The organism is Variovorax sp. PAMC 28711 (assembly GCF_001577265.1).
Taxonomy (GTDB): domain Bacteria; phylum Pseudomonadota; class Gammaproteobacteria; order Burkholderiales; family Burkholderiaceae_C; genus Variovorax.
Genome location: NZ_CP014517.1, coordinates 2,390,947 through 2,414,551 on the forward strand (window position 1 = coordinate 2,390,947; position 23,605 = coordinate 2,414,551).

Annotated in this window: 23 protein-coding genes; 14 read left to right on the forward strand and 9 right to left on the reverse strand. The window is 66.2% G+C overall.

Annotated elements, in window-relative coordinates; translation table 11 throughout:
• Window positions 1-3: 3 nt before the first annotated feature.
• A complete protein-coding gene (locus AX767_RS11730) occupies window positions 4-732 on the reverse strand; it encodes a response regulator transcription factor (protein WP_068631507.1) in 729 nt (242 codons plus the stop codon).
• Between the two features lie 442 nt (window positions 733-1,174).
• On the opposite strand from AX767_RS11730, the gene AX767_RS11735 reads away from it, so the two are divergent.
• From AX767_RS11735 to AX767_RS11760, 6 genes are read left to right on the forward strand one after another with little or no spacing between them, the layout of a single operon-like run.
• On the forward strand, window positions 1,175-2,305 hold the full coding sequence (locus AX767_RS11735; RefSeq protein WP_068631508.1) for a Re/Si-specific NAD(P)(+) transhydrogenase subunit alpha: 1,131 nt from the start codon (window positions 1,175-1,177) through the stop codon (window positions 2,303-2,305).
• A 5-nt stretch (window positions 2,306-2,310) separates the two neighbouring features.
• Complete coding sequence (locus AX767_RS11740; protein ID WP_068631509.1) at window positions 2,311-2,640, forward strand: NAD(P) transhydrogenase subunit alpha; 330 nt, start codon at window positions 2,311-2,313, stop codon at window positions 2,638-2,640.
• Window positions 2,637-4,061 (forward strand): NAD(P)(+) transhydrogenase (Re/Si-specific) subunit beta, encoded by a 1,425-nt coding sequence (locus AX767_RS11745; protein ID WP_068631510.1) that lies wholly within the window; start codon window positions 2,637-2,639, stop codon window positions 4,059-4,061. The genes AX767_RS11740 and AX767_RS11745 overlap by 4 nt, the downstream gene beginning before the upstream one ends.
• A gap of 38 nt (window positions 4,062-4,099) precedes the next feature.
• Window positions 4,100-5,779: a long-chain-fatty-acid--CoA ligase gene (locus tag AX767_RS11750; RefSeq protein ID WP_068631511.1), complete on the forward strand. Its 1,680-nt coding sequence runs from the start codon at window positions 4,100-4,102 to the stop codon at window positions 5,777-5,779.
• 26 nt (window positions 5,780-5,805) lie between these two features.
• Complete coding sequence (locus tag AX767_RS11755; RefSeq protein WP_068631512.1) at window positions 5,806-6,564, forward strand: 5'-methylthioadenosine/adenosylhomocysteine nucleosidase; 759 nt, start codon at window positions 5,806-5,808, stop codon at window positions 6,562-6,564.
• Window positions 6,561-7,130 carry an MOSC domain-containing protein gene (locus AX767_RS11760; RefSeq protein WP_068631513.1) on the forward strand — a complete coding sequence of 190 codons (570 nt, stop codon included), beginning with the start codon at window positions 6,561-6,563 and terminating at the stop codon, window positions 7,128-7,130. Before AX767_RS11755 ends, AX767_RS11760 begins: the two co-directional genes overlap by 4 nt.
• A 24-nt stretch (window positions 7,131-7,154) precedes the next feature.
• Here AX767_RS11760 and corA read toward each other — a convergent pair whose 3' ends face one another.
• Window positions 7,155-8,147 (reverse strand): magnesium/cobalt transporter CorA, encoded by a 993-nt coding sequence (gene corA, locus AX767_RS11765; RefSeq protein ID WP_068631514.1) that lies wholly within the window; start codon window positions 8,145-8,147, stop codon window positions 7,155-7,157.
• Between the two features lie 70 nt (window positions 8,148-8,217).
• Here corA and AX767_RS11770 point away from each other — a divergent pair, with 70 nt between their 5' ends.
• The 4 genes from AX767_RS11770 (at window position 8,218) to hprK (ending at window position 12,496) form a co-directional block, all read left to right on the forward strand.
• On the forward strand, window positions 8,218-10,296 hold the full coding sequence (locus AX767_RS11770) for an ATP-dependent helicase (protein ID WP_068631515.1): 2,079 nt from the start codon (window positions 8,218-8,220) through the stop codon (window positions 10,294-10,296).
• Between the two features lie 296 nt (window positions 10,297-10,592).
• Entirely contained in the window at window positions 10,593-10,922 is a 330-nt protein-coding gene (gene hpf / locus AX767_RS11775) for a ribosome hibernation-promoting factor, HPF/YfiA family (protein WP_068631516.1), read from the forward strand.
• 130 nt (window positions 10,923-11,052) lie between these two features.
• A complete protein-coding gene (locus AX767_RS11780; RefSeq protein WP_068631517.1) occupies window positions 11,053-11,520 on the forward strand; it encodes a PTS sugar transporter subunit IIA in 468 nt (155 codons plus the stop codon).
• A 19-nt stretch (window positions 11,521-11,539) separates the two neighbouring features.
• Complete coding sequence (gene hprK, locus AX767_RS11785) at window positions 11,540-12,496, forward strand: HPr(Ser) kinase/phosphatase (RefSeq protein ID WP_068631518.1); 957 nt, start codon at window positions 11,540-11,542, stop codon at window positions 12,494-12,496.
• Window positions 12,497-12,503: 7 nt separating this feature from the next.
• Here the strand turns inward: hprK and fur are convergent, their stop codons facing one another.
• The gene (gene fur, locus AX767_RS11790; RefSeq protein ID WP_068631519.1) at window positions 12,504-12,923 is read right to left on the reverse strand and encodes a ferric iron uptake transcriptional regulator; all 420 of its coding nucleotides are present in this window, start codon (window positions 12,921-12,923) and stop codon (window positions 12,504-12,506) included.
• A gap of 86 nt (window positions 12,924-13,009) precedes the next feature.
• Here fur and AX767_RS11795 point away from each other — a divergent pair, with 86 nt between their 5' ends.
• Genes AX767_RS11795 through AX767_RS11810 form a run of 4 tightly spaced genes read left to right on the forward strand, consistent with a single transcriptional unit; the run spans window position 13,010 to window position 15,568 of the window.
• Window positions 13,010-13,567 (forward strand): outer membrane protein assembly factor BamE, encoded by a 558-nt coding sequence (locus AX767_RS11795; RefSeq protein ID WP_068631520.1) that lies wholly within the window; start codon window positions 13,010-13,012, stop codon window positions 13,565-13,567.
• Window position 13,568: 1 nt separating this feature from the next.
• Complete coding sequence (dapB, locus tag AX767_RS11800) at window positions 13,569-14,369, forward strand: 4-hydroxy-tetrahydrodipicolinate reductase (protein WP_082754998.1); 801 nt, start codon at window positions 13,569-13,571, stop codon at window positions 14,367-14,369.
• A gap of 13 nt (window positions 14,370-14,382) precedes the next feature.
• Window positions 14,383-15,084 carry a MotA/TolQ/ExbB proton channel family protein gene (locus tag AX767_RS11805; protein ID WP_068631521.1) on the forward strand — a complete coding sequence of 234 codons (702 nt, stop codon included), beginning with the start codon at window positions 14,383-14,385 and terminating at the stop codon, window positions 15,082-15,084.
• A 16-nt stretch (window positions 15,085-15,100) separates the two neighbouring features.
• Window positions 15,101-15,568, forward strand: a complete 468-nt coding sequence (locus AX767_RS11810; RefSeq protein WP_068631522.1) for an ExbD/TolR family protein — start codon at window positions 15,101-15,103, stop codon at window positions 15,566-15,568.
• A 10-nt stretch (window positions 15,569-15,578) separates the two neighbouring features.
• Here AX767_RS11810 and AX767_RS11815 read toward each other — a convergent pair whose 3' ends face one another.
• Genes AX767_RS11815 through AX767_RS11840 form a run of 6 tightly spaced genes read right to left on the reverse strand, consistent with a single transcriptional unit; the run spans window position 15,579 to window position 23,549 of the window.
• Window positions 15,579-18,074 (reverse strand): glycogen/starch/alpha-glucan phosphorylase, encoded by a 2,496-nt coding sequence (locus tag AX767_RS11815; protein ID WP_068631523.1) that lies wholly within the window; start codon window positions 18,072-18,074, stop codon window positions 15,579-15,581.
• A gap of 32 nt (window positions 18,075-18,106) precedes the next feature.
• Window positions 18,107-19,588 carry a glycogen synthase GlgA gene (gene glgA / locus AX767_RS11820; protein ID WP_068631524.1) on the reverse strand — a complete coding sequence of 494 codons (1,482 nt, stop codon included), beginning with the start codon at window positions 19,586-19,588 and terminating at the stop codon, window positions 18,107-18,109.
• On the reverse strand, window positions 19,588-20,916 hold the full coding sequence (glgC, locus tag AX767_RS11825) for a glucose-1-phosphate adenylyltransferase (RefSeq protein WP_068631525.1): 1,329 nt from the start codon (window positions 20,914-20,916) through the stop codon (window positions 19,588-19,590). The genes glgA and glgC overlap by 1 nt, the downstream gene beginning before the upstream one ends.
• 56 nt (window positions 20,917-20,972) lie before the next feature.
• Entirely contained in the window at window positions 20,973-23,033 is a 2,061-nt protein-coding gene (gene glgX / locus AX767_RS11830) for a glycogen debranching protein GlgX (protein ID WP_068631526.1), read from the reverse strand.
• A 13-nt stretch (window positions 23,034-23,046) separates the two neighbouring features.
• Window positions 23,047-23,301, reverse strand: coding sequence for a Txe/YoeB family addiction module toxin (locus AX767_RS11835; RefSeq protein ID WP_068631527.1), 255 nt, complete (start codon window positions 23,299-23,301; stop codon window positions 23,047-23,049).
• Entirely contained in the window at window positions 23,298-23,549 is a 252-nt protein-coding gene (locus AX767_RS11840; RefSeq protein WP_068631528.1) for a type II toxin-antitoxin system Phd/YefM family antitoxin, read from the reverse strand. The genes AX767_RS11835 and AX767_RS11840 overlap by 4 nt, the downstream gene beginning before the upstream one ends.
• Window positions 23,550-23,605 lie beyond the last annotated feature (56 nt).

The following is a 23,605-nucleotide window of genomic DNA, read 5'->3' on the forward strand; positions in this document are numbered from 1 at the left end:
CGATCATGTGGCGGCGGCAGTCGCGCCCGGCATCCCGAGCAGCGTGTCGGGTTCGATGGCTTCGAGCCGGTAGCCCAGGCCGTAGATGGCCGACAGCAGGAAGCCGTTGGCGGGTCGGAGTTCAAGCTTGGTGCGCAGGCGCGAAATATGGGTGTCGAGCGAGCGCGAGGGCGTTTCGGCGCCCAGTCCCCAGACCGCTTCACGCAAATGTTCGCGCGACAACAGGCGGCCCAGGTTCTGAAAGAGGAACAGCGCCAGTTCGTATTCGCGGTGCTTGAGTTCGACGACTTCGTCGTTCACCTGCAAGGTGCGTGAGTGCGGGAAGAAGTGGTATGGCCCGAAGACGAGCTCGGCCTCGTGTTGTGACGGGTACGCCCGCCGCAGCAGCGCCTTGACGCGGGCCTCGAGTTCGGCGATCCGGATCGGCTTCACCATGAAGTCGTCGGCGCCGGCAGACAATCCCTCGACCATGTCGGCTTCTTCACGGCGGTTCGTCACAAAAAGGATGGGAAGGCGGCTGTTGAGGTCCTGACGAATCCACTTGACCACATTCGGCCCCTGCACGTCGGGCAGGCTCCAGTCGAGGATCAGAAGGTCGTAGGTCTGCTGCCGCAGTTCGCGCAGCAGCGAGCGGCCGTCACTGAAGCCGTGACATTCATGGCCGATACCGCCCATGGTGTGCTGGATCAGTTCGAGCTGGCCCGTCTCGTCGTCAAGCGCGGCAATACGCATTCCATCCCCTTTTTAATTACCGAGAGCGTGAGTCTATGGGGGCAGTCGAAAACTGCCCATCCTCTGGCGAGCACGTAACTGTCAACTAGTGCACGGATTTGCGCGACTAAGGTCAACAAGTGTCTTTAACTGTGCGAAAGACCCACTTAAGTATAGATCGGTAACTTTTGTTCGAGGACATTTGCGCGGTCTTGCGCTCGGCGGCGGGCGGGCGTGCCGTGGCTGCTGGCTGGTCGTGGCGACGCGCACGCACGCCGCAAACGCCGAACACACGCGCAATTTGCTATTAATTTGATAGCGTCTTACCCAGACGCGGCGGGCACTGCGGACCGGACGACGCGGAGAATTTGCGCGACACGGATTGCCGGCCGCTTGCGGTAAGCTCGGCCCGCAATCAAGACGGCCCCCGTCCCGAGGCGGCCTCTGCCCTGAGGAGACTTCTATGCTGATAGGCGTGCCTGCTGAAACCGCGGCTGGCGAAACACGAGTGGCCGTCACTCCCGAGACGATCAAGAAGCTGTTGGCATCGGGGCACACCTTGCGTGTGCAATCGGGTGCAGGCGTGGCGGCCAGCGTCACCGATGCCGCCTACCAGGCGGCGGGCGCCGAGATCACCGATGCCAGCGGCGCTTTCGCGGCCGACATCGTGCTGAAGGTGCGCACGCCCAGCGACTCCGAAGCGGTGCTGATGAAGCCCGGCACCGTGGTCATCGGCATGCTCAATCCGTTCGACGCCGCTGGCCTGCAACGTCTGGCCACCGCTGGCGTGACGGGTTTTGCGCTCGAAGCCGCGCCGCGGACCACGCGCGCGCAGAGCATGGACGTGCTGTCGTCGCAGGCCAACATCGCCGGCTACAAGGCCGTGATGATCGCGGCCGACAAATACCAGCGCTTCTTCCCGATGCTCATGACCGCGGCCGGCACGGTGAAGGCCGCGCGCGTGGTGATCCTGGGCGTCGGCGTCGCCGGGCTGCAAGCCATCGCGACCGCCAAGCGCCTGGGCGCCGTGATCGAGGCGAGCGATGTGCGCCCGAGCGTCAAGGAGCAGATCGAGTCGCTGGGCGGCAAGTTCATCGAGGTCTCGTACGACACGCCCGAGGAGAAGGAAGCCGCGGTCGGCGTCGGCGGTTATGCCAAGCCGATGCCCCCGAGCTGGCTCGCGCGCCAGCAGGTCGAGGTCGCCAAACGCGTCGCCCTCGCGGACATCGTGATCAGCACGGCGCTGATCCCGGGTCGTGCCGCGCCGACGCTCATCACCGAGGACATGGTCAAGTCGATGAAGCCGGGTTCGGTGATCGTCGACATCGCGGCCGGCAAGGGCGTCGACGGCGTGGGGGGTAACTGCCCGCTGTCGGAAGCCGACAGGACGGTGGTGAAGCACGGCGTGACGATCGTCGGCGAAACCAACCTCGCGGGGCTGGTGGCGGCCGACGCCTCGGCGCTCTATGCACGCAACGTGCTCGACTTCCTCAAGCTCATCGTGACGAAGGAAGGCGCGCTCAAGATCGACCTCGAGGACGACATCGTGGCCGCGTGCCGCATGACGCAAGACGGCCAAGTCACAAGGAAGTAAGCACCATGGATCCCGTTTCCCATACCGTCATCAACCTGATCATCTTCGTGCTGGCGATCTACGTCGGCTACCACGTGGTCTGGACCGTCACGCCTGCGCTGCACACGCCGCTCATGGCCGTGACCAACGCGATCTCCGCGATCGTCATCGTCGGCGCCATGCTGGCCGCCGCGCTCACCGAAACCACGCTCGGCAAGACCATGGGCGTGCTGGCCGTGGCGCTGGCGGCGGTCAACGTGTTCGGCGGCTTCCTCGTCACGCGACGCATGCTCGAGATGTTCAGGAAGAAAGAGAAGAAGGCGCCGGCGGCCGCAGCGAAGGAGGCGGCCAAATGAGCATGAATGTCGTCACGCTGCTCTATTTGATTGCCAGCGTTTTCTTCATCCAGGCGCTCAAGGGCCTGAGCCATCCGACCACCTCGATCCGAGGCAACCTGTTCGGCATGGCCGGCATGGCGATCGCGGCCGTCACCACGGCCGCGCTGATCGTCGAACTCTCGGGCGGCAACTTCACTGGCCTCGGCTGGGTGGCGCTCGGCCTGCTCGTGGGCGGCACCGGCGGCACCATCGCCGCCAAGCGCGTCGAGATGACCAAGATGCCGGAACTGGTCGCCTTCATGCACAGCATGATCGGCCTGGCGGCTGTGTTCATCGCGGTGGCGGCGGTTGCCGAGCCCTGGGCCTTCCAGATCTCGGCGCACAACGAGCCGATCCCGGGTGGCAACCGCATCGAACTCGCGCTCGGCGCCTTCATCGGCGCGGTCACCTTCACCGGCTCGATCATCGCGTTCGGCAAGCTCTCGGGCAAATACAAGTTCCGCCTGTTCCAGGGCGCGCCGGTGCAGTTCAAGGGCCAGCACATCCTCAACGCGGTGCTCGGCCTCGCGGCCGCGTTCTTCGTCTTCGGCTTCTGGCACTCGCAAAGCTGGATGGACATCTGCCTCGTGATCGCGCTGGGCTTCGCGCTCGGCGTGCTGCTCATCATCCCGATCGGCGGCGCCGACATGCCGGTGGTGGTGTCGATGCTCAACAGCTACTCAGGCTGGGCGGCTGCGGGCATCGGCTTCTCGCTGAACAACGCGATGCTGATCATCGCGGGCTCGCTGGTCGGCAGCTCGGGCGCGATCCTGAGCTACATCATGTGCAAGGCGATGAACCGCTCGTTCTTCAACGTGATCCTGGGCGGCTTCGGCGGCGATGCGACCACAGCCGTGGCCGGCGCCAAGGAACAGCGCCCGGTCAAGAGCGGGAGCGCCGACGACGCGGCCTTCGTGCTGGGCAACGCCGAGACCGTGGTGATCGTGCCAGGCTACGGCCTCGCGGTCGCCCGCGCGCAGCATGCGGTGAAGGAACTCGCTCAGAAGCTCACCGACAAGGGCATCACGGTGAAGTACGCGATCCACCCGGTGGCGGGCCGCATGCCCGGCCACATGAACGTGCTGCTGGCCGAGGCCGAAGTCCCCTATGACCAGGTGTTCGAAATGGACGAAATCAACGGCGAATTCGGCCAGGTTGACGTCGCGATCATCCTCGGCGCGAACGACGTGGTGAACCCTGCCGCGCACGTGAAGGGCAGCGCGATCTACGGCATGCCGATCCTGGAGGCGTACAAGGCCAAGACGGTGATCGTGAACAAGCGTTCGATGGCAGCGGGTTATGCCGGCCTGGACAACGAACTCTTCTACATGGACAAGACCATGATGGTCTTCGGTGACGCCAAGAAGGTCGTGGAAGACATGGGCAAGGCCATCGAGTAAAAGTGGCGCGGCCCCACAGAACGAATGAGACACAGAACATGACCGATCGCCCCTGGCTCAGCAGCTATCCCGCAGGCGTTCCTGCCGACATCGATGCCTCGAAGTACACGTCGCTCGTCGCGCTCATGGAAGAAAGCTTCAGCAAGTACGCTGATCGCACGGCCTACAGCTTCATGGGCAAGGACGTGAGCTACGCCGAGACCGACAAGCAGAGCAAGGCGTTCGCGGCCTACCTGCAGGGCATCGGCCTGGTGAAGGGCGATCGCGTCGCGGCGATGATGCCCAATTGCCCGCAGTACCCGATCGCGGTGGCCGGCATCCTGCGCGCAGGGCTGATCCTCGTGAACGTGAACCCGCTCTACACGCCGCGCGAACTCGAGCACCAGCTCAAGGATTCCGGCGCCAAGGCGATCGTCGTCATGGAAAACTTCGGCACCACGCTGCAGCAATGCATCGGTGCCACGCCGGTCAAACACGTCGTGCTCGCCTCGATGGGCGACCGTCTCGGCTTCCTGAAAGGTGCGCTCGTCAACTATGTGGTGCGCAACGTCAAGAAGCTGGTGCCCGATTTCAACCTGCCGGGCGCTGTGCGTTTCAACGAGGCGCTCGACCAGGGCGCAGGTCGCACACTGCAGGCGCCCGCGATCGGCCCCGATGACGTAGCGGTGCTGCAATACACCGGCGGCACCACCGGTGTGAGCAAGGGCGCGGTGCTGCTGCACCGCAACGTGATCTCCAACGTGCTGCAGTCCGAAGCGTGGAACGAGCCCGTGATGGCCAGGGTGCCTGAGGGCGAACAGCCGACCAGCGTGTGCGCGTTGCCGCTGTATCACATCTTCGCGTTCACCGTGAACATGATGCTGGGGCTGCGCACGGGCGGCAAAGTCATCCTGATCCCGAATCCGCGCGACATGGCGGCGGTGCTGAAAGAGCTGTCGAAGCACACCTTCCACAGTCTTCCGGCCGTCAACACGCTCTTCAACGGGCTGGCCAACCACCCCGACTTCAACACCGTCAACTGGAAGAACCTGAAGGTGTCGGTGGGCGGCGGCATGGCGGTGCAGGGCGCGGTCGCCAAGCTGTGGCTCGACAAGACGGGCTGCCCGATCTGCGAGGGCTACGGCCTGTCGGAGACCTCGCCGTCGGCGACCTGCAATCCGACCACGAGCACCGCTTTCACCGGCACCATCGGCGTGCCGTTGCCGGGCACCTGGCTCACCTTGCTGGACGACGACGGGCAACCCGTGGCGCTCGGCCAGGCCGGCGAGATCGCGATCAAGGGCCCGCAGGTGATGGCCGGCTACTGGCAACGCCCTGACGAAACCGCCAAGGTCATGACGCCCGACGGCTGGTTCAAGACCGGCGACATCGGCGTTGCCGACGAGCGTGGCTACTTCAAGATCGTCGACCGCAAGAAGGACATGATTCTGGTGTCGGGCTTCAACGTGTACCCGAACGAGATCGAAGATGTGGTCGCGCAGATTCCCGGTGTGCTCGAATGCGCCGCGGTCGGCGTGCCGGACGACAAGACCGGCGAGGCCGTCAAGCTGGTGATCGTCAAGAAAGATCCAGCGCTGACTGAAACGCAGATCAAGGACTTCTGCCGCGCCAATCTCACGGGCTACAAGCAGCCGCGCGTGATCGAGTTCCGCACCGACCTGCCCAAGACGCCCGTCGGGAAAATCCTGCGCCGCGAACTTCGCGACGTGAAGAAGTAGCAGCGCGCCCGCGAGAATGGCACGCCATGACCACTGCCATCCTCAGCGCGCTGCCCGAAGAACAGCAGGGCCTTCGCGAACAGCTCGATGCGCCGACGCACGTGCGGCATGCGGGCCGTGACTTCCACGCGGGCATCTGGCACGGCCAGCCGGTGGTGCTCGCGCTGTCGCGTGTCGGCAAGGTCGCAGCTGCCACCACCGCGACGGTGCTGATCGAGCGATTCGGCGCGAAGCGCATCGTCTTCACCGGCGTCGCCGGCGGGCTGCATCCGGACGTGAAGGTCGGCGACACGGTGGTCGGCAGCGCGTTCCTGCAGCACGACATGGACGCCTCGCCGCTGTTTCCGCGCCATGAAGTGCCGCTCTACAGCCGCGCCCGTTTCGAGGCGGATGCCGCGCTGTCCGCACTGCTCCTGACCGCTGCGCGCGCCATTTCGACAGGCGCTTACGGCCATTTCGCGGCCGGCGTTGTGGCGCAGTTCAAGCTCGGCGACATGCGCGTGCACAGTGGCTTGATCGTGAGCGGCGATCGCTTCGTCTCGGGTGCCGACGAAGCGATGGCGTTGCGGCGCGAGCTGCCGGATGCAATGGCCGTCGAGATGGAAGCAGCCGCCGTCGCGCAGGTGTGTCACGACTACGGCGTGCCGTTCGCCGCCGTACGCAACATTTCGGACCGCGCCGACGACAGCGCGCATGTGGACTTTCCGGCCTACCTGTCGCAGGTCGCGGGCCGCCAGGCGCAGGCGCTGATCGCGGCGCTGTTGCCGATGCTCCCGTCGCCATGAGCGGCCTGCGCGAACTCACCGCCCGCTTTCCGCGCGCGGGCCGGCTGGACGCGATCCTGTTGCGGCCCGAGCGCCGTGTCCCGATGCGGTCGGTGCCGCACGTGCAGGCGATCGTCGGTCGCGGGCTCGAGGGCGACCGCATCGCGCAGCGCCCACCGATGCTGGCGGGCGGTGGCAAGCGGCAGGTCACGTTGATCCAGGCGGAGCATCTCTCGGTCATCGCGGCGCTTGCAGGGCGCGACGCAGTGCGCGCAGAAACATTGCGGCGCAATCTTGTGGTGTCAGGCCTCAACCTCATCGCTGCGCGGTCGCTTTTTCGCGACCAGACGCTGCAGTTGCGCATCGGCGCGCAGGTCGTACTGGAAATTACCGGGCCGTGCGAGCCTTGCACCCGCATGGAAGAAGCGCTCGGCGCTGGTGGCTACAACGCCATGCGCGGTCATGGCGGCATGACCGCACGCGTGCTGCACGGCGGCCTTCTTCGCCGCGACGATGCCGTGACGGTGTTCAACGCCAGCGATTCGCCGGACGCACCGGGCGGTGGCGAGCAGCTCTCGTTCCTGTAGTGCCCCGACGCGGGCCGCCGTCGTTCAGCTCAACCAGCCCTTGCGCCCGAAGTACCACATCGGCACCAGCGCGCTGGCCAGCATCAACGTCACCACGTAGGGGTAGCTGAGCGAGCTGCCCAACCACTCCAGCTCGGGGAACTTCATGTTCATGCCGTAGATGCTGGCCACCAGCGTCGGCGGCAGCAGCGCGACGCTCGCCACCGAGAAGATCTTGATGATCTTGTTCTGGTTGATGTTGATGAAGCCGACGGTCGCGTCCATCAGGAAGTTGATTTTGTCGAACAGGAACGCGGTGTGGTTGTCGAGCGACTCGATGTCGCGCAGGATCTGCCGCGCCTCCTCGAACTGCTCGGCGTTGAGCATCTTGCTGCGCATCATGAAACTGACCGCGCGTCGCGTGTCCATCACGTTGCGGCGGATGCGGCTGTTCAGGTCTTCGTGGCGCGCGATCTCGCCGAGCACGATGCTCGCCAGTGCATCGGTGATGTTGCCGCGCAGCACCTTCTCGCTCACCTTCTTGAGCTCGTCATAGATGTTCTCCAGCGTGTCGGCCGAGTACTCGGCGTCGGCATCGAACAGCTTGAGCAGCACTTCCTTGGCATCCTCGATCAGGCCCGGCGCGCGGCGGGCGCGCATGCGCAGCAGGCGGAACACCGGCACGTCTTCGTCGTGGATCGAGAACAGCACGCCGCGACTGCGCAGCTCGGCGTTGTGCTGGTTCAGGATGAAGGCGACGCGCACCGAGCGCGGGTCTTCGTCGTCGTCGATCAAAAAGTCGGAGCGGATGTGCAGTTCGCCGTTGTCTTCTTCGTAGAAGCGGGCCGATTCCTCGATGTCCTCGTCCATCGCGTCTTCGGGAATGGACAGGCCGTAGTACTGCTTGACCCAGCGCTTTTCGTCGACCGAAGGAGACTCCAGGTCGACCCAGATCGGCTGGAAGTTGGAAAGCTCCTCGAGCGACTCGATCTCTTCCTGGACGAGCCGCCCGTTTGCGAGCGTAAAGATATTGAGCATCCCGAATTATCCCGCCGCGAGTGGACTGCTTTGTGACGCGGGCTGGATGGACATCCAGTAAAGTTGCGACATGTCCGCTGTGGCGATGCTTCCTACTACCCAGGCCGAAAGGCTCGCGGCCGTGCTGTCCACGCTCAACGACGAACAGCGCGCGGCGGTCGAGCACGAACTGCAGCCTTTGCTGGTGATCGCTGGCGCCGGATCGGGCAAGACCAGCACGCTGGCGCACCGCGTCGCCCGGCTCATTGCAGGCGGCGTCGATCCGCAGCGCATCCTCCTGCTCACGTTCTCTCGCCGTGCCGCACAGGAGATGGCGCGCCGTGCGGGTCAGGTGGTGGCGCGCGTGTTCGCGCTGAAGTCCGAAGCGCCCCCGGCGCTGCCCTGGGCCGGCACCTTCCATGGCATCGGCGCGCGGCTGCTGCGCGAGTACGCCGCACAGATCGGGCTGAAGGAAAACTTCACGATCCATGACCGCGGCGACGCGGAAGACCTGCTAGGCCTGGTGCGGCACGACCTCGGCCTGTCGTCCAGTGCACGCCGCTTTCCGCACAAGGGCACCTGCCTCTCTATCTATTCGCGCGCCGTCAACACCTGCGAGCCGCTCGACGCGGTGCTCAAGCACGCCTTCCCGTGGTGCGCCGAATGGGAGGCCGAACTCAAGCGCCTGTTCGGCGCCTACGTCGAGGCCAAGCAGCAGCAGAACGTGCTCGACTACGACGACCTGCTCCTTTACTGGGCCGGCATGGTGGCCGAGCCCGCGCTGGCCGCGGCCGTCGGCGCGCGCTTCGACCATGTGCTGGTCGACGAGTACCAGGACACGAACCGCTTGCAGGCCGCCATCCTCACCGCGATGAAGCCCGACGGTCGCGGTGTCACGGTGGTGGGCGACGACGCCCAGTCGATCTATTCGTTCCGCGGTGCGACGGTGCGCAACATCCTCGACTTTCCGGCGCAGTTCTCGCAAGCAGCGCGCGTCGTCACGCTGGAGCGCAACTACCGTTCGACCCAGCCGATCCTCGATGCGTCGAACGCGGTGATCGCGCAAGCTGCCGAGCGGCATGCCAAGACGCTCTGGACCGACAAACCTTCCGCCGGTCGGCCCCAGATCATCCTGGTGCCCGACGAAGCGCAGCAGGCGACCTGGGTGGCCGACCGAGTGCTCGCCCACCGCGAAGGCGGGCTGGCACTCAAGTCGCAGGCCGTGCTGTTCCGCACTTCGACGCACAGCGCCGCGCTGGAGCTCGAACTGGCGCGCCGCAACATCCCGTTCGTCAAGTTCGGCGGGCTCAAGTTTCTCGAAGCCGCGCATGTGAAGGACCTGCTCGCGGTGCTGCGCTTCGCCGAGAACCCGCGCGGCCGCATGGCGGGCTTTCGTGTCACGCAACTGATTCCCGGCATCGGCCCGGTGACCTCGACGCGCCTGCTGGATGCGATGGACGTGGCGGCCGATCCGGGCGCTGCGGTGCAGGACTTCGTGCCGCCGGCGACGGCGCAGGTCGAGTGGCAACGTTTCGCCGAAACCTACGCGGCGCTGCGCAGTGCGGTGCTGCCGTGGCCGGCCGATGTGGAACTGGCATTGCGCTGGTACATCCCGCATCTCGAGCGGCTGTACGACGACACTTCGGACGTGCGGCGAGGCGATGTCGAGCAACTGGCCCGGCTGGCGTCGGGCTACGCCTCGCGCGAGCGGTTTCTGACGGAGCTCACGCTCGATCCACCGGAGGCGACGAGCGACCGCCCCGGCCCGCCACTGCTCGACGAGGACTACCTCATCCTGTCGACCATCCATTCGGCCAAGGGACAGGAATGGAATTCGGTGCACGTGCTCAACGTGGTCGACGGCTGCCTCCCGGCCGATGTGGCGCAGGGCGCAAGCGAGCTCGAGGAAGAGCGACGCCTGCTCTACGTCGCGATGACGCGCGCCCGAGACCATTTGCACCTGCTGGTGCCGCAGCGCTTCTACGTGACGCAGCAGTCGGCGCGCGGCGACCGGCATCTTTATGCGGGGCGCACGCGCTTCATCAGCGAAGCCGACACCGCGCATTTCGAGCAGCAGACCTGGCCGCCTCCGCCGCCGCGCGCGCCCGCCGTTCCGCCGCCGGCCGCGACGATCGACCTGCTGGCCCGGATGCGCGCGAGCTGGAAGTGAGCGGCGCTCTGGCCCTCCCGCAGACGCGGTCTCTTTATCGGAAGAAATCGCCCGCAGCGCAGCTCTCGTGGGGCTCTGCTGCTATCAAAGGAGGAGCAAAAAAATGTCAACTGACGGTAAATGTCGGATCAGGGCAAGTGGGGGATTGCAATCGCCTTGTAGCTTGGGCATAGTGAATCGACTCTCTTCCCTTCCGCTCTCTTTCTCTCCCGCTCACACCCATTCTTGTTTCGCCGGCCACGCGCCATTCCGGAGCGTTGGCTATTTTCCCAACCGTCAATTCCAGGAGGTCATTCATGAATCTGACGATCAGCGGTCATCACCTCGACGTCACTCCCGCTTTGCGCACGTATGTCACGAGCAAGCTGGACCGGATCACCCGCCACTTCGACCAAGTGGTCGATGTGAAGGTCATCCTCACTGTGGAAAAGCAAAAGGAAAAGGAACGCAGGCAGAAGGCGGAGTGCAACATCCACGTCAAGGGAAGCGACATGTTCGCGGAGTCGAGTCACGCTGATCTCTATGCAGCCGTCGACGAGCTGGTCGACAAGCTCGACCGCCAGGTGGTGCGCCACAAGACGCGGTTGCAGAATCACCATCACCAGGCGCCCAAGCGCTTGATGTGAAGGGGCCGCGCCGGAAGGCGATCGCCAACGAAGCCGCCTCGGGCGGCTTTTTGTTTTTTACAGACACCCGCCGCTCCGAGGTGGGGGTTTTTACCAATGAGGTGCATAATCGCGCCCGCCCTGCCCCACCATGAATCGCCTCGCGTCCATCCTGCCGCCCGCTCAAGTGCTCGTGAGCGTTGACGCCACCAGCAAAAAGCGTGCTTTTGAAGAAGCAGGTTTGCTGTTCGAGAATCTTCACGGCCTGGGACGCGCGCTGGTCACCGACAGCCTGTTCGCCCGAGAACGGCTCGGATCGACCGGTCTGGGCCACGGCGTCGCGATCCCGCATGGCCGCATCAAGGGACTGAAGTCGCCGATGGCCTCGGTGTTCCAGCTGGCGAACCCGATCGGCTTCGACGCTCCCGACGAGCAGCCCGTGGCGCTCCTCATCTTCCTGCTGGTGCCCGAAGCGGCGACGCAAAAACACCTCGAGATCCTGTCCGAGATCGCCGAACTGCTCAGTGACGCCGGCCTGCGCGAGCAGATCAAGTCGAGCACCGACGCGGGCGAACTGCACGCCTTGATCGCCGGCTGGCAATCCGCCCAAGTGGCTTGAACCCCGTTTCGCTCCGCGCATGAAGCCGACCGTCATCAGCGCGGACGCGATGTTCGAGGAGTTTCGCGGTTCGCTGCGCTGGGAGTGGCTGGCGGGTCTCGGCGCTTCGGAGCGTCAGTTCGAGCCTGAAGTCATCAGCCGCGCGCAGTCGGCGGCTGACCTGGTCGGCTACCTCAACTACATCCATCCGTATCGCGTCCAGATCATGGGCGCGCGCGAAATCGCGTACCTGACGCGCGGCACCGGCGAAGACTGCGCGCGGCGCATTGCCCGCATCGTCACGCTGGAGCCGCCGATGCTGGTGCTGGCCGACGGGCAGCCCGCGCCGGACGAACTCCTCACGATCTGCGAGCGCGCCCAGTTGCCGCTGTTCGCGACGCGCGAATCGTCGGCCCACGTGATCGACCTGCTGCGCGCTTACCTGTCCAAGCACTTCGCCGAGCGCACCTCGATGCACGGCGTGTTCATGGACATCCTGGGGCTCGGTGTGATGATCACCGGCGAATCGGGGCTCGGCAAGAGCGAACTCGGGCTGGAGCTGATTTCGCGCGGCAACGGGCTCGTGGCCGATGATGCGGTCGACCTCTACCGCATCAACCAGAACACGCTCGAGGGTCGCTGCCCCGACCTGCTGCAGAACCTGCTGGAAGTGCGCGGCATCGGCCTGCTCGATATTCGCGCGATCTTCGGCGAGACGGCCGTGCGCCGCAAGATGCGGCTCAAGCTCATCGTGCACTTGGTGCGGCGTGACTCGTTCGAGCGCGACTACGAGCGCATGCCGTCGGCGCCGCTCACGCAGGACGTGCTGGGCATTCCGGTGCGCAAGGTCATCATCCAGGTGGTGGCCGGGCGGAACATCGCGGTGCTGGTCGAAGCGGCGGTGCGCAACTCGATCCTGCAACTGCGCGGCATCGACACGTATGCCGACTTCGTCGCGCGCCACCACAAGGCGATGGAAGCCGGGCGCGACGACTGAGCGCAAGTCAGCGGCGGCTGGCGCAGTCGCCGCACAAGCCGTAGAGCGACATGGCGTGGTCCTGCAGGATCCAGCCCTTGTCATGCGCGATCATTTGCTGACGGCGTTCGATCTCGGCGTCGTAGAACTCCTCGACCTTTCCGCACGAAGTGCAGATCAGGTGGTCGTGGTGCTTGCCTTCGTTCAGTTCGTAGACGGCCTTGCCGCTTTCGAAGTGGCTGCGCTCCAGGATGCCGGCCTGCTCAAACTGCGTCAGCACGCGGTAGACGGTGGCCAGGCCGATGTCCGAATGCTCGTTGAGCAAGATTCGGAAAACATCTTCGGCCGTCATGTGCCTGAGGCCGCCGGTCTGGAAGATTTCAAGAATCTTCAGGCGCGGCAAGGTGGCCTTGAGGCCGGTGTTCTTGAGTTCGTCGATATTGGCCATGGGTCGTTCCTGCGCCAGCCGGGCGGGGAGGCCCGCCGGGGGCCAGCCGCTACAATGGGCCGATCATATCGCTACCTCTTTCTTCCATGCTTGCCATTCCCCAACGCAGCCTCTGGCTGCTCTTCGGCGCCGCCGCGAGCTTGAGCCTTGGCGCTTGCAGCACCGTCACCGACAGCACCCGCAGCGCGTTGGAAAAGATCACGCCCTACCGGGTCGAAGTGGTGCAGGGCAACTTCGTTTCCAAAGAGCAGGTCGCAGCGCTCAAGCCGGGCATGTCGCGTCAGCAGGTGCGTGAAATCCTGGGCACGTCGCTCCTCACGGACGTCTTCCATTCCGACCGCTGGGACTACGTCTTCACGATGCGTCGCCAGGGCGTCGAGCCGCAGCAACGGCGGCTGACGTTGTTCTTCAAGAACGACGCGCTGGACCGCTTCGAAGGCGACACGATGCCAAGCGAAGAAGAGTTCGTGGCCGCCGTCGACACGCGTGCCAGCAAAACGTCCAAGATTCCGCAGCTCGAAGCCACCGAGAGCCAGCTCGACAAGTTCAAGCCGGACGACAAGAAGGCCGCGAAGACCGAAGCACCGGCCGCGCCGCTCGCGCCCTTGCCGCCGAGCTACCCGCCGCTCGAAACCGCCCGCTGACATGCGGCGCATCGCGATCGCCGGCGCTTCCGGCCGCATGGGCCGCATGCTGATCGAAGGCGTGCGCGCAACCGACGACTGTGAGCTGGCCGGTGCCCTCGACGTGGCCGGCGCGCCGGCCATCGGCACCGACGCGGCGGCGTTTCTCGGCTTCACCAGTGGCGTGCCGATCGTGGCGGACCTCCGCGGCGGCCTGAAGAACGCGCAGGTATTGATCGACTTCACCCGTCCCGAAGGCACGCTGGCGCACCTCGCCGTGTGCCGCGAGCTCGGCGTGCAGGCGGTCATCGGCACCACCGGGTTCAGCGACGCCCAGAAAGCCGAGATCGCCGAGATCGCCCAGGACATCGCGATCGTGATGGCGCCGAACATGAGCGTGGGCGTCAACGTCACGCTCAAGCTGCTCGAGATGGCGGCCAAGGCCTTGTCGACCGGCTATGACATCGAGATCATCGAAGCGCACCATCGCCACAAGGTCGATGCGCCGTCGGGCACCGCGCTCAAGATGGGCGAAGTGATCGCCGATGCGCTGGGCCGCGACCTCAAAGATTGCGCCGTCTACGCGCGCGAAGGCATCACGGGCGAGCGCGACCCGTCGACCATCGGCTTCTCGGCCATCCGCGGTGGCGACATCGTCGGCGACCACACCGTGCTCTTTGCCGGCATCGGCGAGCGCATCGAGATCACGCACAAATCGTCGAGCCGCACGACCTACGTCCAGGGCAGCCTGCGCGCCGCGCGTTTTCTCGCATCGCAGAAGACCGGCCTGTTCGACATGTTCGACGTGTTGAGCCTGCGCTGATCGCGCCTCCCCCATGAGCGTGCTCGAACTGCTGACCCACGGCGACGGCGTCAGCCGCTCGGTGGCCGCGTTGTTGCTCGCGATGTCCGTGGCGAGCTGGGTCGCGATCCTGCAGAAGGCCTGGCTGCTGCGCAGCGGCACACGCGGCGTGCTGCGCAGCATCGCCGCGTTCTGGCAGTCGTCGTCGGTCACCGAAGCCGAGCAAAAGCTCAAGGCGTTCGATGGCCCGATGCTGGTCCTGCCGGCGGTCGGCGCCGTCCGGCGCGTGGCCGACGATTCGCAAGCGACGACGCTCGGCAGCGCGGGCGACCGTGGCCAGCGCCTCACGCGCTCGTTACGGGACGCATTGCACGGCGCACTGCGCCGGCTCCAGGGCGGCCAGATCCTGCTGGCCACCGTCGGCGCCACCGCGCCGTTCGTCGGCTTGCTCGGCACCGTTTGGGGCATCTACGGCGCGCTCGCGGGCATCGCTGGCGAGACCGGCGGTTTCACCATTGATAAGGTCGCCGGCCCGGTCGGCGAAGCGCTGGTCATGACGGCCTTCGGGCTCGCTGTCGCGATTCCGGCCGTGTTGGCCTACAACGTGTTCGGTCGCGTCATCGGCCGCATCGAAGCCGAGCTTGAAGGCTTCGCGCACGACCTGCTCGCCACCTTCGGCGAGCCTGCGAAAACGCCCGACGACGCCTTGCCGCCGGCGCGCGTGATGCCCGTCTAGGGCGGCGCGCCAGACCATGGCCTTCGGTCGCACTTCGCTCGGCAGCAACTCCGGCGGCGGCGGGCGTGCCACCGGCGCCGGCGGCCCGCGGCCGTTGTCGGACATCAACGTGACCCCGCTGGTCGACGTCATGCTGGTGCTGCTGGTGATCTTCATCATCACCGCACCGCTCATGGCGAGTTCGATCAAGCTCGACCTGCCGCAAACCGATGCCGGCCAGCCGAACGACACGCCGAAATTCGTGAGCCTGTCGGTCGATGCGTCGGGCAAAGAGTTCTTCAACGATCAGCTTGTGACGCGCGAGGAACTGGCCGACAAGCTCGCCAAAGCTGCGGCCGACAGCAAGGACACCGAAGTGCAATTGCGCGCCGACCAGACGGTGCCTTACGGCCGCGTGGTCGAACTCATGGGCATCGCGAACAAGGCGGGCTTGAGCCGCATCGGCTTCGTGACCGAGGCGCCTGCCGCCGGCCGGAAGCCCTGACCGACGCGACTCAGAGCTGCACCGGCTTCGTGTGCCAGATCTCGTGCGCGTACTCGGCGATCGTGCGGTCCGACGAGAAAGCGCCCATGCCCGCCACGTTGAGGATCGCCTTGCGCGTCCACGCATCGGTGTCGCGGTACAGGTCGTCGACCTTCGTTTGCGTTTCGACGTAGCTCGCGTAGTCGGCCAGCAGCAGATAGTGGTCGCCCCAGTTCACCAGGCCGTCGTAGATGCCCTGGAAGCGGCCCGGCTCCGACGGTGAAAACACGCCGTCGCGGATCGCGTCGAGCACCCGCTTGAGCTCGGGATTGCCGTCGTAGTAGCTGCGTGGCTGGTAACCGTGCAGGCGGATGTCGGCGACCTCCGGCGTGGTGTTGCCGAAAATGAAGATGTTGTCGTCGCCGACGTTTTCCTTCATCTCGACGTTGGCGCCGTCCAGCGTGCCGATGGTGAGTGCGCCGTTCAACGCGAACTTCATGTTGCCCGTGCCCGAGGCTTCGGTGCCGGCCGTCGAGATCTGCTCGGAAAGGTCCGCCGCCGGCATGATGATTTCGGCCAGGCTCACGCTGTAGTTCGGCAGGAAGACGACCTTCAGCAACTTGCCCACGCGCTCGTCGTGGTTGATCGTGGTGGCGACGTCGTTGATGAGGCGGATCACCAGCTTGGCGACTGCGTAGGCCGACGCGGCCTTGCCCGCGAACACCACCACGCGCGGCACGATGGCGGCCAGCGCGGCGGTGTCGCCTGCAGCGTGCGCGTCGAGGATGCGCTGGTAGCGCGAGATCACATGCAGCACGTTCATGAGCTGGCGCTTGTATTCGTGGATGCGCTTGACCTGCACGTCGAACATCGCGTCGGTGTCGAGCACGATCCCCATGTTCTGCTCGACCCAGTTGGCCAGGCGCAGCTTGTTCTCGCGCTTGGCATGGCGGAAGGCGCGCGCGAAGGCGGGCTGCGCGGCCATCGGACGCAGCGCTTCGAGCTGCGTGAGGTCGCGGCGCCAGCCCTTGCCGATGCGCTGGTCGAGCAACGCGGCGAGCGACGGGTTGGCCTGCGCAAGCCAGCGACGCGGCGTCACGCCGTTCGTCTTGTTGTTGAAGCGCTCTGGGAAGATCTTGTTGAAGTCCGCGAAGATCGACTGCTTCATGAGTTCCGAATGCAGGCCCGACACGCCGTTGATGGAGTGACTCGCCAGCACCGCGATGTAGGCCATGCGCACGCGTCGTTCGCCGGCTTCGTCGACCAGCGAGAGGCGACGCGGCAGCTCCACGTCGTCGCCCGCGATCTGGGTCACCAGCGCGAGGAAGCGCGCGTTCATGTCGTAGATGATCTGCAGATGGCGCGGCAGGATGCGCCCCATCATCTCGACCGGCCAGGTCTCCAGTGCCTCGTGCATCAGCGTGTGGTTGGTGTAGCTGAACACCTTTTGCGTCTGTGCCCAGGCGGCGTCCCAGTCGAGGCCGTACTCGTCGAGCAGCAGGCGCATGAGTTCCGGCACGGCCAGCACCGGGTGCGTGTCGTTCAGGTGGATGCTGACCTTCTCGGAGAGCTGGTCGAAGGTGGTGTGGTTGCGCAGGTACCGGCGCAGCAAGTCCTGCACGCTGGCGCTGCAGAAAAAGTATTCCTGGTGCAGGCGCAGCTCGCGGCCCGACGGCGTGGAGTCGTCCGGGTAGAGCACGCGCGAGACGTTCTCGGAGTGGTTCTTGCTCTCCACCGCCGCCATGTAGTTGCCCTTGTTGAAGGCCGACAGGTCGATCTCCTCGGTGGCGCGTGCCGACCACAGGCGCAGCGTGTTGGTCGCCTGCGTGCCGTAGCCCGGAATGATGGTGTCGTAGGCCACGGCGAGCACGTCGTGCGTGTCGACCCAGTCGGCCGCGCCCGAGGCGGCCGCCGCGCCTTCGCGCTTTTGCACATGGCCGCCGAAGCGCACCCGGTAGTTCACCTCGGGTCGCTGGAACTCCCACGGGTTGCCGCGCGTGAGCCAGTAGTCGGGCATCTCGATCTGCTGGCCGTCGACGATGCGCTGGCGGAACATGCCGTACTCGTAGCGGATGCCGTAGCCCATGCCCGGCACGCCGAGCGTCGCCATCGAATCGAGGAAGCAGGCGGCCAGCCGGCCGAGGCCGCCGTTGCCCAGCGCCGCATCGGGCTCGCGCTCGGCCAGCGCCGACATGTCGACGCCGAAGTCGGCCAGCGCCTCGCGCACGATGTCGTAGATGTCGACCGCCAGCATCGCGTTGGTGAAGGTGCGTCCGATCAGGAATTCCATCGAGAGGTAATAGACGCGCTTGAGGTCTTGCTGGTAGTTGGCGCGCGTGGTGGTCATCCAGCGCTCGACCAGCTGGTCGCGCACGGCCAGCGCGGTGGCATTGAGCCAGTCGTCCTGGCTGGCCGCGATCGGGTCTTTGCCGACCTGGTAAATCAGCTTGTTGGCCACGGCACGCTTGAAGGCGGCGACGTCGCGGTCCGGATGGTCGTATTCGAAGGTCTTGGGTGTCGTGGTCATGAGAGTGCTCGCAGGTTCTTGTCGGGGGGCCGTCAAACGGCAACGTTGGGGGCGGCTTGCCGGTAGACGGCGACGTATTGCGCCGCTGCGGTGGCCCAGTCGGCCGGGCGCCGCATGGCGGTGGCGCGCACCCGGCGCCAATCGGCGGGGCGCTTGTAGAGCGCGAAGGCACGGCGCACGGCGCGCGCGTAGTCGGTGTCGTCGAAGTGGCCGAAGACGAAGCCGGTGGCTTCGCCGCTCGCCATGTTTTCAAGGGTGCAGTCGACCACGGTGTCGGCCAGTCCGCCGACGCTGCGCACCAGGGGCAGGCTACCGTATTTGAGGCCGTACATCTGCGTCAACCCGCAGGGCTCGAACAGCGATGGCACCAGGGTCACGTCGCCGGCGCCGAAGAGCTGGTGCGCGAGGTTCTCGTTGTAGCCGATGGTGACGCTGACCGATTCGGGCGTTGCCGCAGCGCGCTGGCGAAAGGCCTCTTCCAGCCAGGCCTCGCCGCCGCCGAGCAGCGCGAGCTGGCCGCCTTGCGCCAACAGCGCATCGAGCCCATCGAGCACGAGGTGCAAGCCCTTTTGCTCGGTGAGCCGGCTGACCACGACGAAGAGCGGCACGTCCGGCCATGCGGCCAGGCCCAGCTGCTGCCGCAGTGCCGCCTTGCAAGCCGCCTTGCCGGCCATGCGTTTGCCCTCGGGCAGGCTGAACCCCTGCGGCAGCAGGGCATCGGTGCCCGGATTCCAGACCTGGTCGTCGACCGCGTTGAGGATGCCGGTGAGCACATCGCTGCGCTGGCGCAGCAGGCCATCGAGGCCCTGGCCCTGCTCGGGCGTTTGGATCTCGCGCGCGTAGGTAGGGCTCACGGTCGTGAGGCGATCGGCGAACACGAGCCCGCCTTTCATGAAATTGAGCTGGCCGAAGTATTCGAGCCCGTTCATCTGGAAGGCCGGGCCCGGCAGGCCGAGGTCGGCGAAATCCCAGGGCGCGAACAGGCCCTGGTAGGCCAGGTTGTGCACGGTGAAGACGCTGCCGACGCGGGGGCCCGGTGGGCGTTGCGCGAAGGCGAGGTAGGCCGGCGCGAGCGCGGCATGCCAGTCGTGCGCATGCACCACCGCAGGCTGCCAGGTGGGGTCGAGGCCCTGCGCGAGTTGCGCCGCGGCCCAACCGAGCAGCGCGAAGCGCCGGTGGTTGTCGCCGTAGGGCTGCCGATGTGTGTCTTCGTACGGATTGCCGGGCCGGTCGTAGAGGTGCGGCGCGTCGATCACGTAGGCGGTGACGTCGGGCGCGCCGGCGGTCGCGACCCGGCCGACCAAGAGGCGGGTGCGGTCGCCCCACGGCGCCCGCAAGTCGTGCAGCGGCACCAGATCTTCGACACCCGCGACGATGGCTGGAAAGCCCGGCAGCAGCACCCGCACGTCTTGCCCGACGGCAATCAGCGCGTGGGGCAGCGCACCGGCGATGTCTGCCAGTCCGCCGGTCTTGAGCAGGGGAAAAATCTCGGCGCTGACCTGAAGAACCCGCATCAGCCGGCGGCGGTTTGCAGCCGCATGAGCATGTCGCGCGTGACCAGCGTGACGCCGGCTTCGGTGCGCTCGAAGCGCGCAGCATCGGCTGCGGCGTCCTCGCCGATGACCATGTCGTCGGGGATCACGCAGGCGCGGTCGATCACGACGTTGGTGAGGCGCGCGCCGCGACCGACTTCGACGTCGGGCAGCAGCACCGCGCGCGTGATGTCGCAGAAGGAGTGAATGCGCACGTTCGAGAACAGCACCGAATCGCGCACGGTCGAACCTGACACGATGCAGCCGCCCGACACGATGGTGTTGTAGGTCACGCCGTGCTTTCCGTCGCGACCGAGCACGAACTTGGCCGGCGGCAGCTGCCGCTGGTAGGTCCAGATGGGCCAGTCGGTGTCATAGATGTCGAGCTCGGGCGTGATGGAGGCGAGGTCCAGGTTGGCTGCCCAGAATGCATCAATCGTGCCCACGTCGCGCCAGTACGCCTGCGCGCCCGGCCCGCTCGAGGCGCGCGTGACGCACGACATCCCGAACGGATGCGCAAGCGCGCGGCCCTCGGCCACGGCGCGCGGAATGATGTCCTTGCCGAAGTCGTGATCGGAGTCGGGATTGAGATTGTCTTCCTCGAGCAGCTGGTAGAGGTATTCGGAGTCGAAGACGTAGATGCCCATGCTGGCCAGCGCCACCTCGGGGTTGCCGGGCATCGCGGGTGGATCGGCCGGCTTCTCGAGAAAGGCGGTGACCTTGCGGTCCGCGTCGATCGCCATCACGCCGAAGGCGGTGGCTTCCATGCGCGGCACCTCGATGCAGCCGACCGTGCAGCCCATGCCGCGCTCGGCGTGGTCCTTGACCATGATCGAGTAGTCCATCTTGTAGATGTGGTCGCCGGCCAGCACCACCACGTAGTCGTGCGGCGTGGAGCGCGTCTGGATGATGTCGAGGTTCTGGAACACCGCGTCGGCCGTGCCGCGGTACCAGTGCTCGTCGCCCACGCGTTGCTGCGCGGGCAGCACATCGACCATCTCGTTGAGCTCGGCCCGCAGAAAGCTCCAGCCGCGCTGCAGATGGCGCATGAGCGAATGCGACTTGTACTGCGTGACCACCGCCATGCGCCGGATGCCCGAGTTGAGGCAGTTCGACAGCGCGAAATCGATGATGCGGAACTTGCCGCCGAAGTAAACGGCCGGCTTGGCACGCCGGTCGGTGAGCTGCTTCAGGCGCGAGCCGCGACCGCCGGCCAGCACCAGCGCGATGGTGCGGCGCACGAGCTGGTGCGCCTGCAAGGCCGGCTGGGTGGCCTGGATTGCCGGGGTCGACGGGTTCGAGGTGTCCATTTTGTGTCTCCTTTTTTAGGCGTGGTCAGCGTAGCACCGGCCGGTGCCACTGGCTCCTACGTTCTTGCGACGCACAGACTCGAATGCGGCACCGTCAGGGTGCGCCCCAGCGGACGGGGCACCGGGCCCGGATCGTCCGCGGGGTCGCTCGACAGGCAGCCGTTCCAGTCGCCTGGCGGCAGCGTGAATTCGACCGGTGCGGCACCGGCGTTCACCAGCACCAGCCAGGCCGCCGCGTCGGGCGTCGCCGCATCGAACAGGATTGCAAGGGCCGTGCCGCGGTCCCAGTCGGACGACGCCATCGGCCGGCCTTCGGGATGCATCCAGTGAACGCCGGGTGTGCCGGAGGCGGCGGCCGCCGCGTCGGTCGGCCACCAGCGCGTGCTGCGAAGGGCAGGCGCTGCGCGGCGCAGCGCAGCCAGGCGCGCCACGAAATCGCCGAGCGCCGGGTCCGCCGCCGACCAGTCGAGCCAGGTGATCTCGTTGTCCTGGCAATAGGCGTTGTTGTTGCCCTGCTGGCTGTGGCCGAGCTCGTCGCCGGCCAGCAGCATCGGCGTGCCTTGCGAGAGCATCAGCGCGGCCAGCAGCACGCGCTGCAGGCGGGTGCGTTCGGCCAGGATCGCGGGGTCGTCGGTCGGGCCCTCGACGCCGCCATTGCGGCTCAGGTTGTCGCCGTGGCCGTCGCGGTTGTGCTCGCCGTTGGCTTCGTTGTGGCGCGCGTCGTAGCTCACCAGGTCGCGCAGCGTGAAGCCGTCGTGCGCGGCGATGAAGTTGACGCTCGCGGTGGGCGCGCGGCCGTCGTGCTGGAACTGTGCGCTCGAGCCGGTCACGCGGTGCGCGAAGTCGCCGAGCCCGGCGCCGCCTGCAAGGCCCTGCCGCAGCCAGAAGCCGCGCTGCGTGTCGCGGTAGCGGTCGTTCCATTCGAGCCATCCCGCCGGGAACGCGCCGAGCTGGTAGCCACCGGGGCCGATGTCCCACGGCTCGGCGATGAGCACGGTGCGCGAGAGCACCGGGTCTTGCAGCAGCGCGGCGAAGAAGGGCGCGCGTCGGTCGAAACCCGTCCTCGCGTTGCGCCCGAGCACCGGTGCGAGGTCGAAGCGAAAGCCATCGACGCCGAACTCGGTGACCCAGTGGCGCAGGCTGTCCATCACCAGCTGGACGACGCGCGGTTCGTCCAGCCGGAGGCAGTTGCCGGTGCCGGTCCAGTTCTCGTAGAGGGCGCGATCGTCGGGTCGCAGGTGGTAATAAAGCGTGTTGTCGATGCCGCGCATCGAGAGCGTGGGGCCGAATTCGTCGGTTTCGGCGCTGTGGTTATAGACCACGTCGATGACGAGTTCCATGCCGCGCGCGTGCACCGCGTCGGCCATCGCGCGGAATTCGCTGGCCGGCGTGGTGCCGACCTGACCGCTCCAGTAGCGCGGCTCGGGCGCGAACCAGCCGATGGTGTTGTAGCCCCAGTAGTTGGTGAGGCCGAGCCCGAGCAGGCGCTGTTCGTCGCAGCGGTGCTGCACGGGCATGAGGCTCAGCGTCGTGACGCCCAGGTGCTGCAGGTGGTCGAGCACGGCCGGATGCGCCAGGCCGGCGTAGCGCCCGCGCAGCGCTTCGGGCACGGCCGGATGGCGCCGGGTCAGGCCGCGCACATGGGCTTCGTAGAGCACGCGTTCACCGGCGGGAATGCGCGCGCGGCCGGCCGGTGCGGCGGGCAGCGGCATGGTGACGCGCGCCTTGAGCGCGAGCGCGGCGTTGTCGCGCCGGTCGGGCTGCATCGGGTCTGCCGCGCTGTGGCCGGCAAAGATGTCTTCGCCGCCGTAGTGGCCGACGACTTCACGCGCATACGGGTCGAGCACGACCTTCGCCGGGTTGAAGCGCTTGCCTTCGCGCGGCGCCCAGGGTCCGTGCACGCGGTAGCCGTAAACGAGGCCGGCCCGGCCGCTCGGCAGCAGGCCGTGCCACACGCCGTCGGTGCAGGCGGGCAGCGCCATGCGCTGCTGCTCGCTTTTTCCGGCGTGGTCGAAGAGGCACAGCTCGACTTTCGTCGCGTTCGGCGCGACGAGGGCGAAGTGGATGCCTTGCGCTGTCGGCGTGGCGCCAAGCGGGTGGGGGGTTCCGGGGTTCATGAGTCTTTGCGCATCAATAGTGGTATCGAAGCTGCGCCAGCAGCAGCGAGCCCCCCTCGATCTTGTAGACCATCCGGTGCTCGTCGTTGATGCGCCTGGACCAGTAGCCCGCCAGCGCATGCTTCAACGGTTCAGGCTTGCCCACGCCGGCGAACGGATCGCGCGTGACTTCGGCAATCAGCTTGTTGATTCGTTCGACCATCTTCCGGTCCTGCTTCTGCCAAGAGAGGTAGTCGTCCCACGCTTCGTCGGCGAAGATCAACTTCACTTGGCAAGCTTTCGCTCCACGCCCTTGCCTTCGTTCAATTGGGAGGTCGCAGAAAGCAGCCGCTTGGCGTTCGAGGGGTTGCGCAACAAGTACGCCGTCTCTTCCAGGGCCTGGTAGTCGTCCAGCGAAAGCATCACCACCGCCTGCTCGCCGTTGCGGGTGATGATCAAGGCCTCGTGGTCTTCGCACACACGGTCCATCGTGCGAGCCAGGTTCGCACGAGCGGATGAGTAGGTGATGGCATCCATAGAGAACCTCGGTAGTTGTACGTTTTATTGTACAAATTCTCTGGTGGCATGTCCAT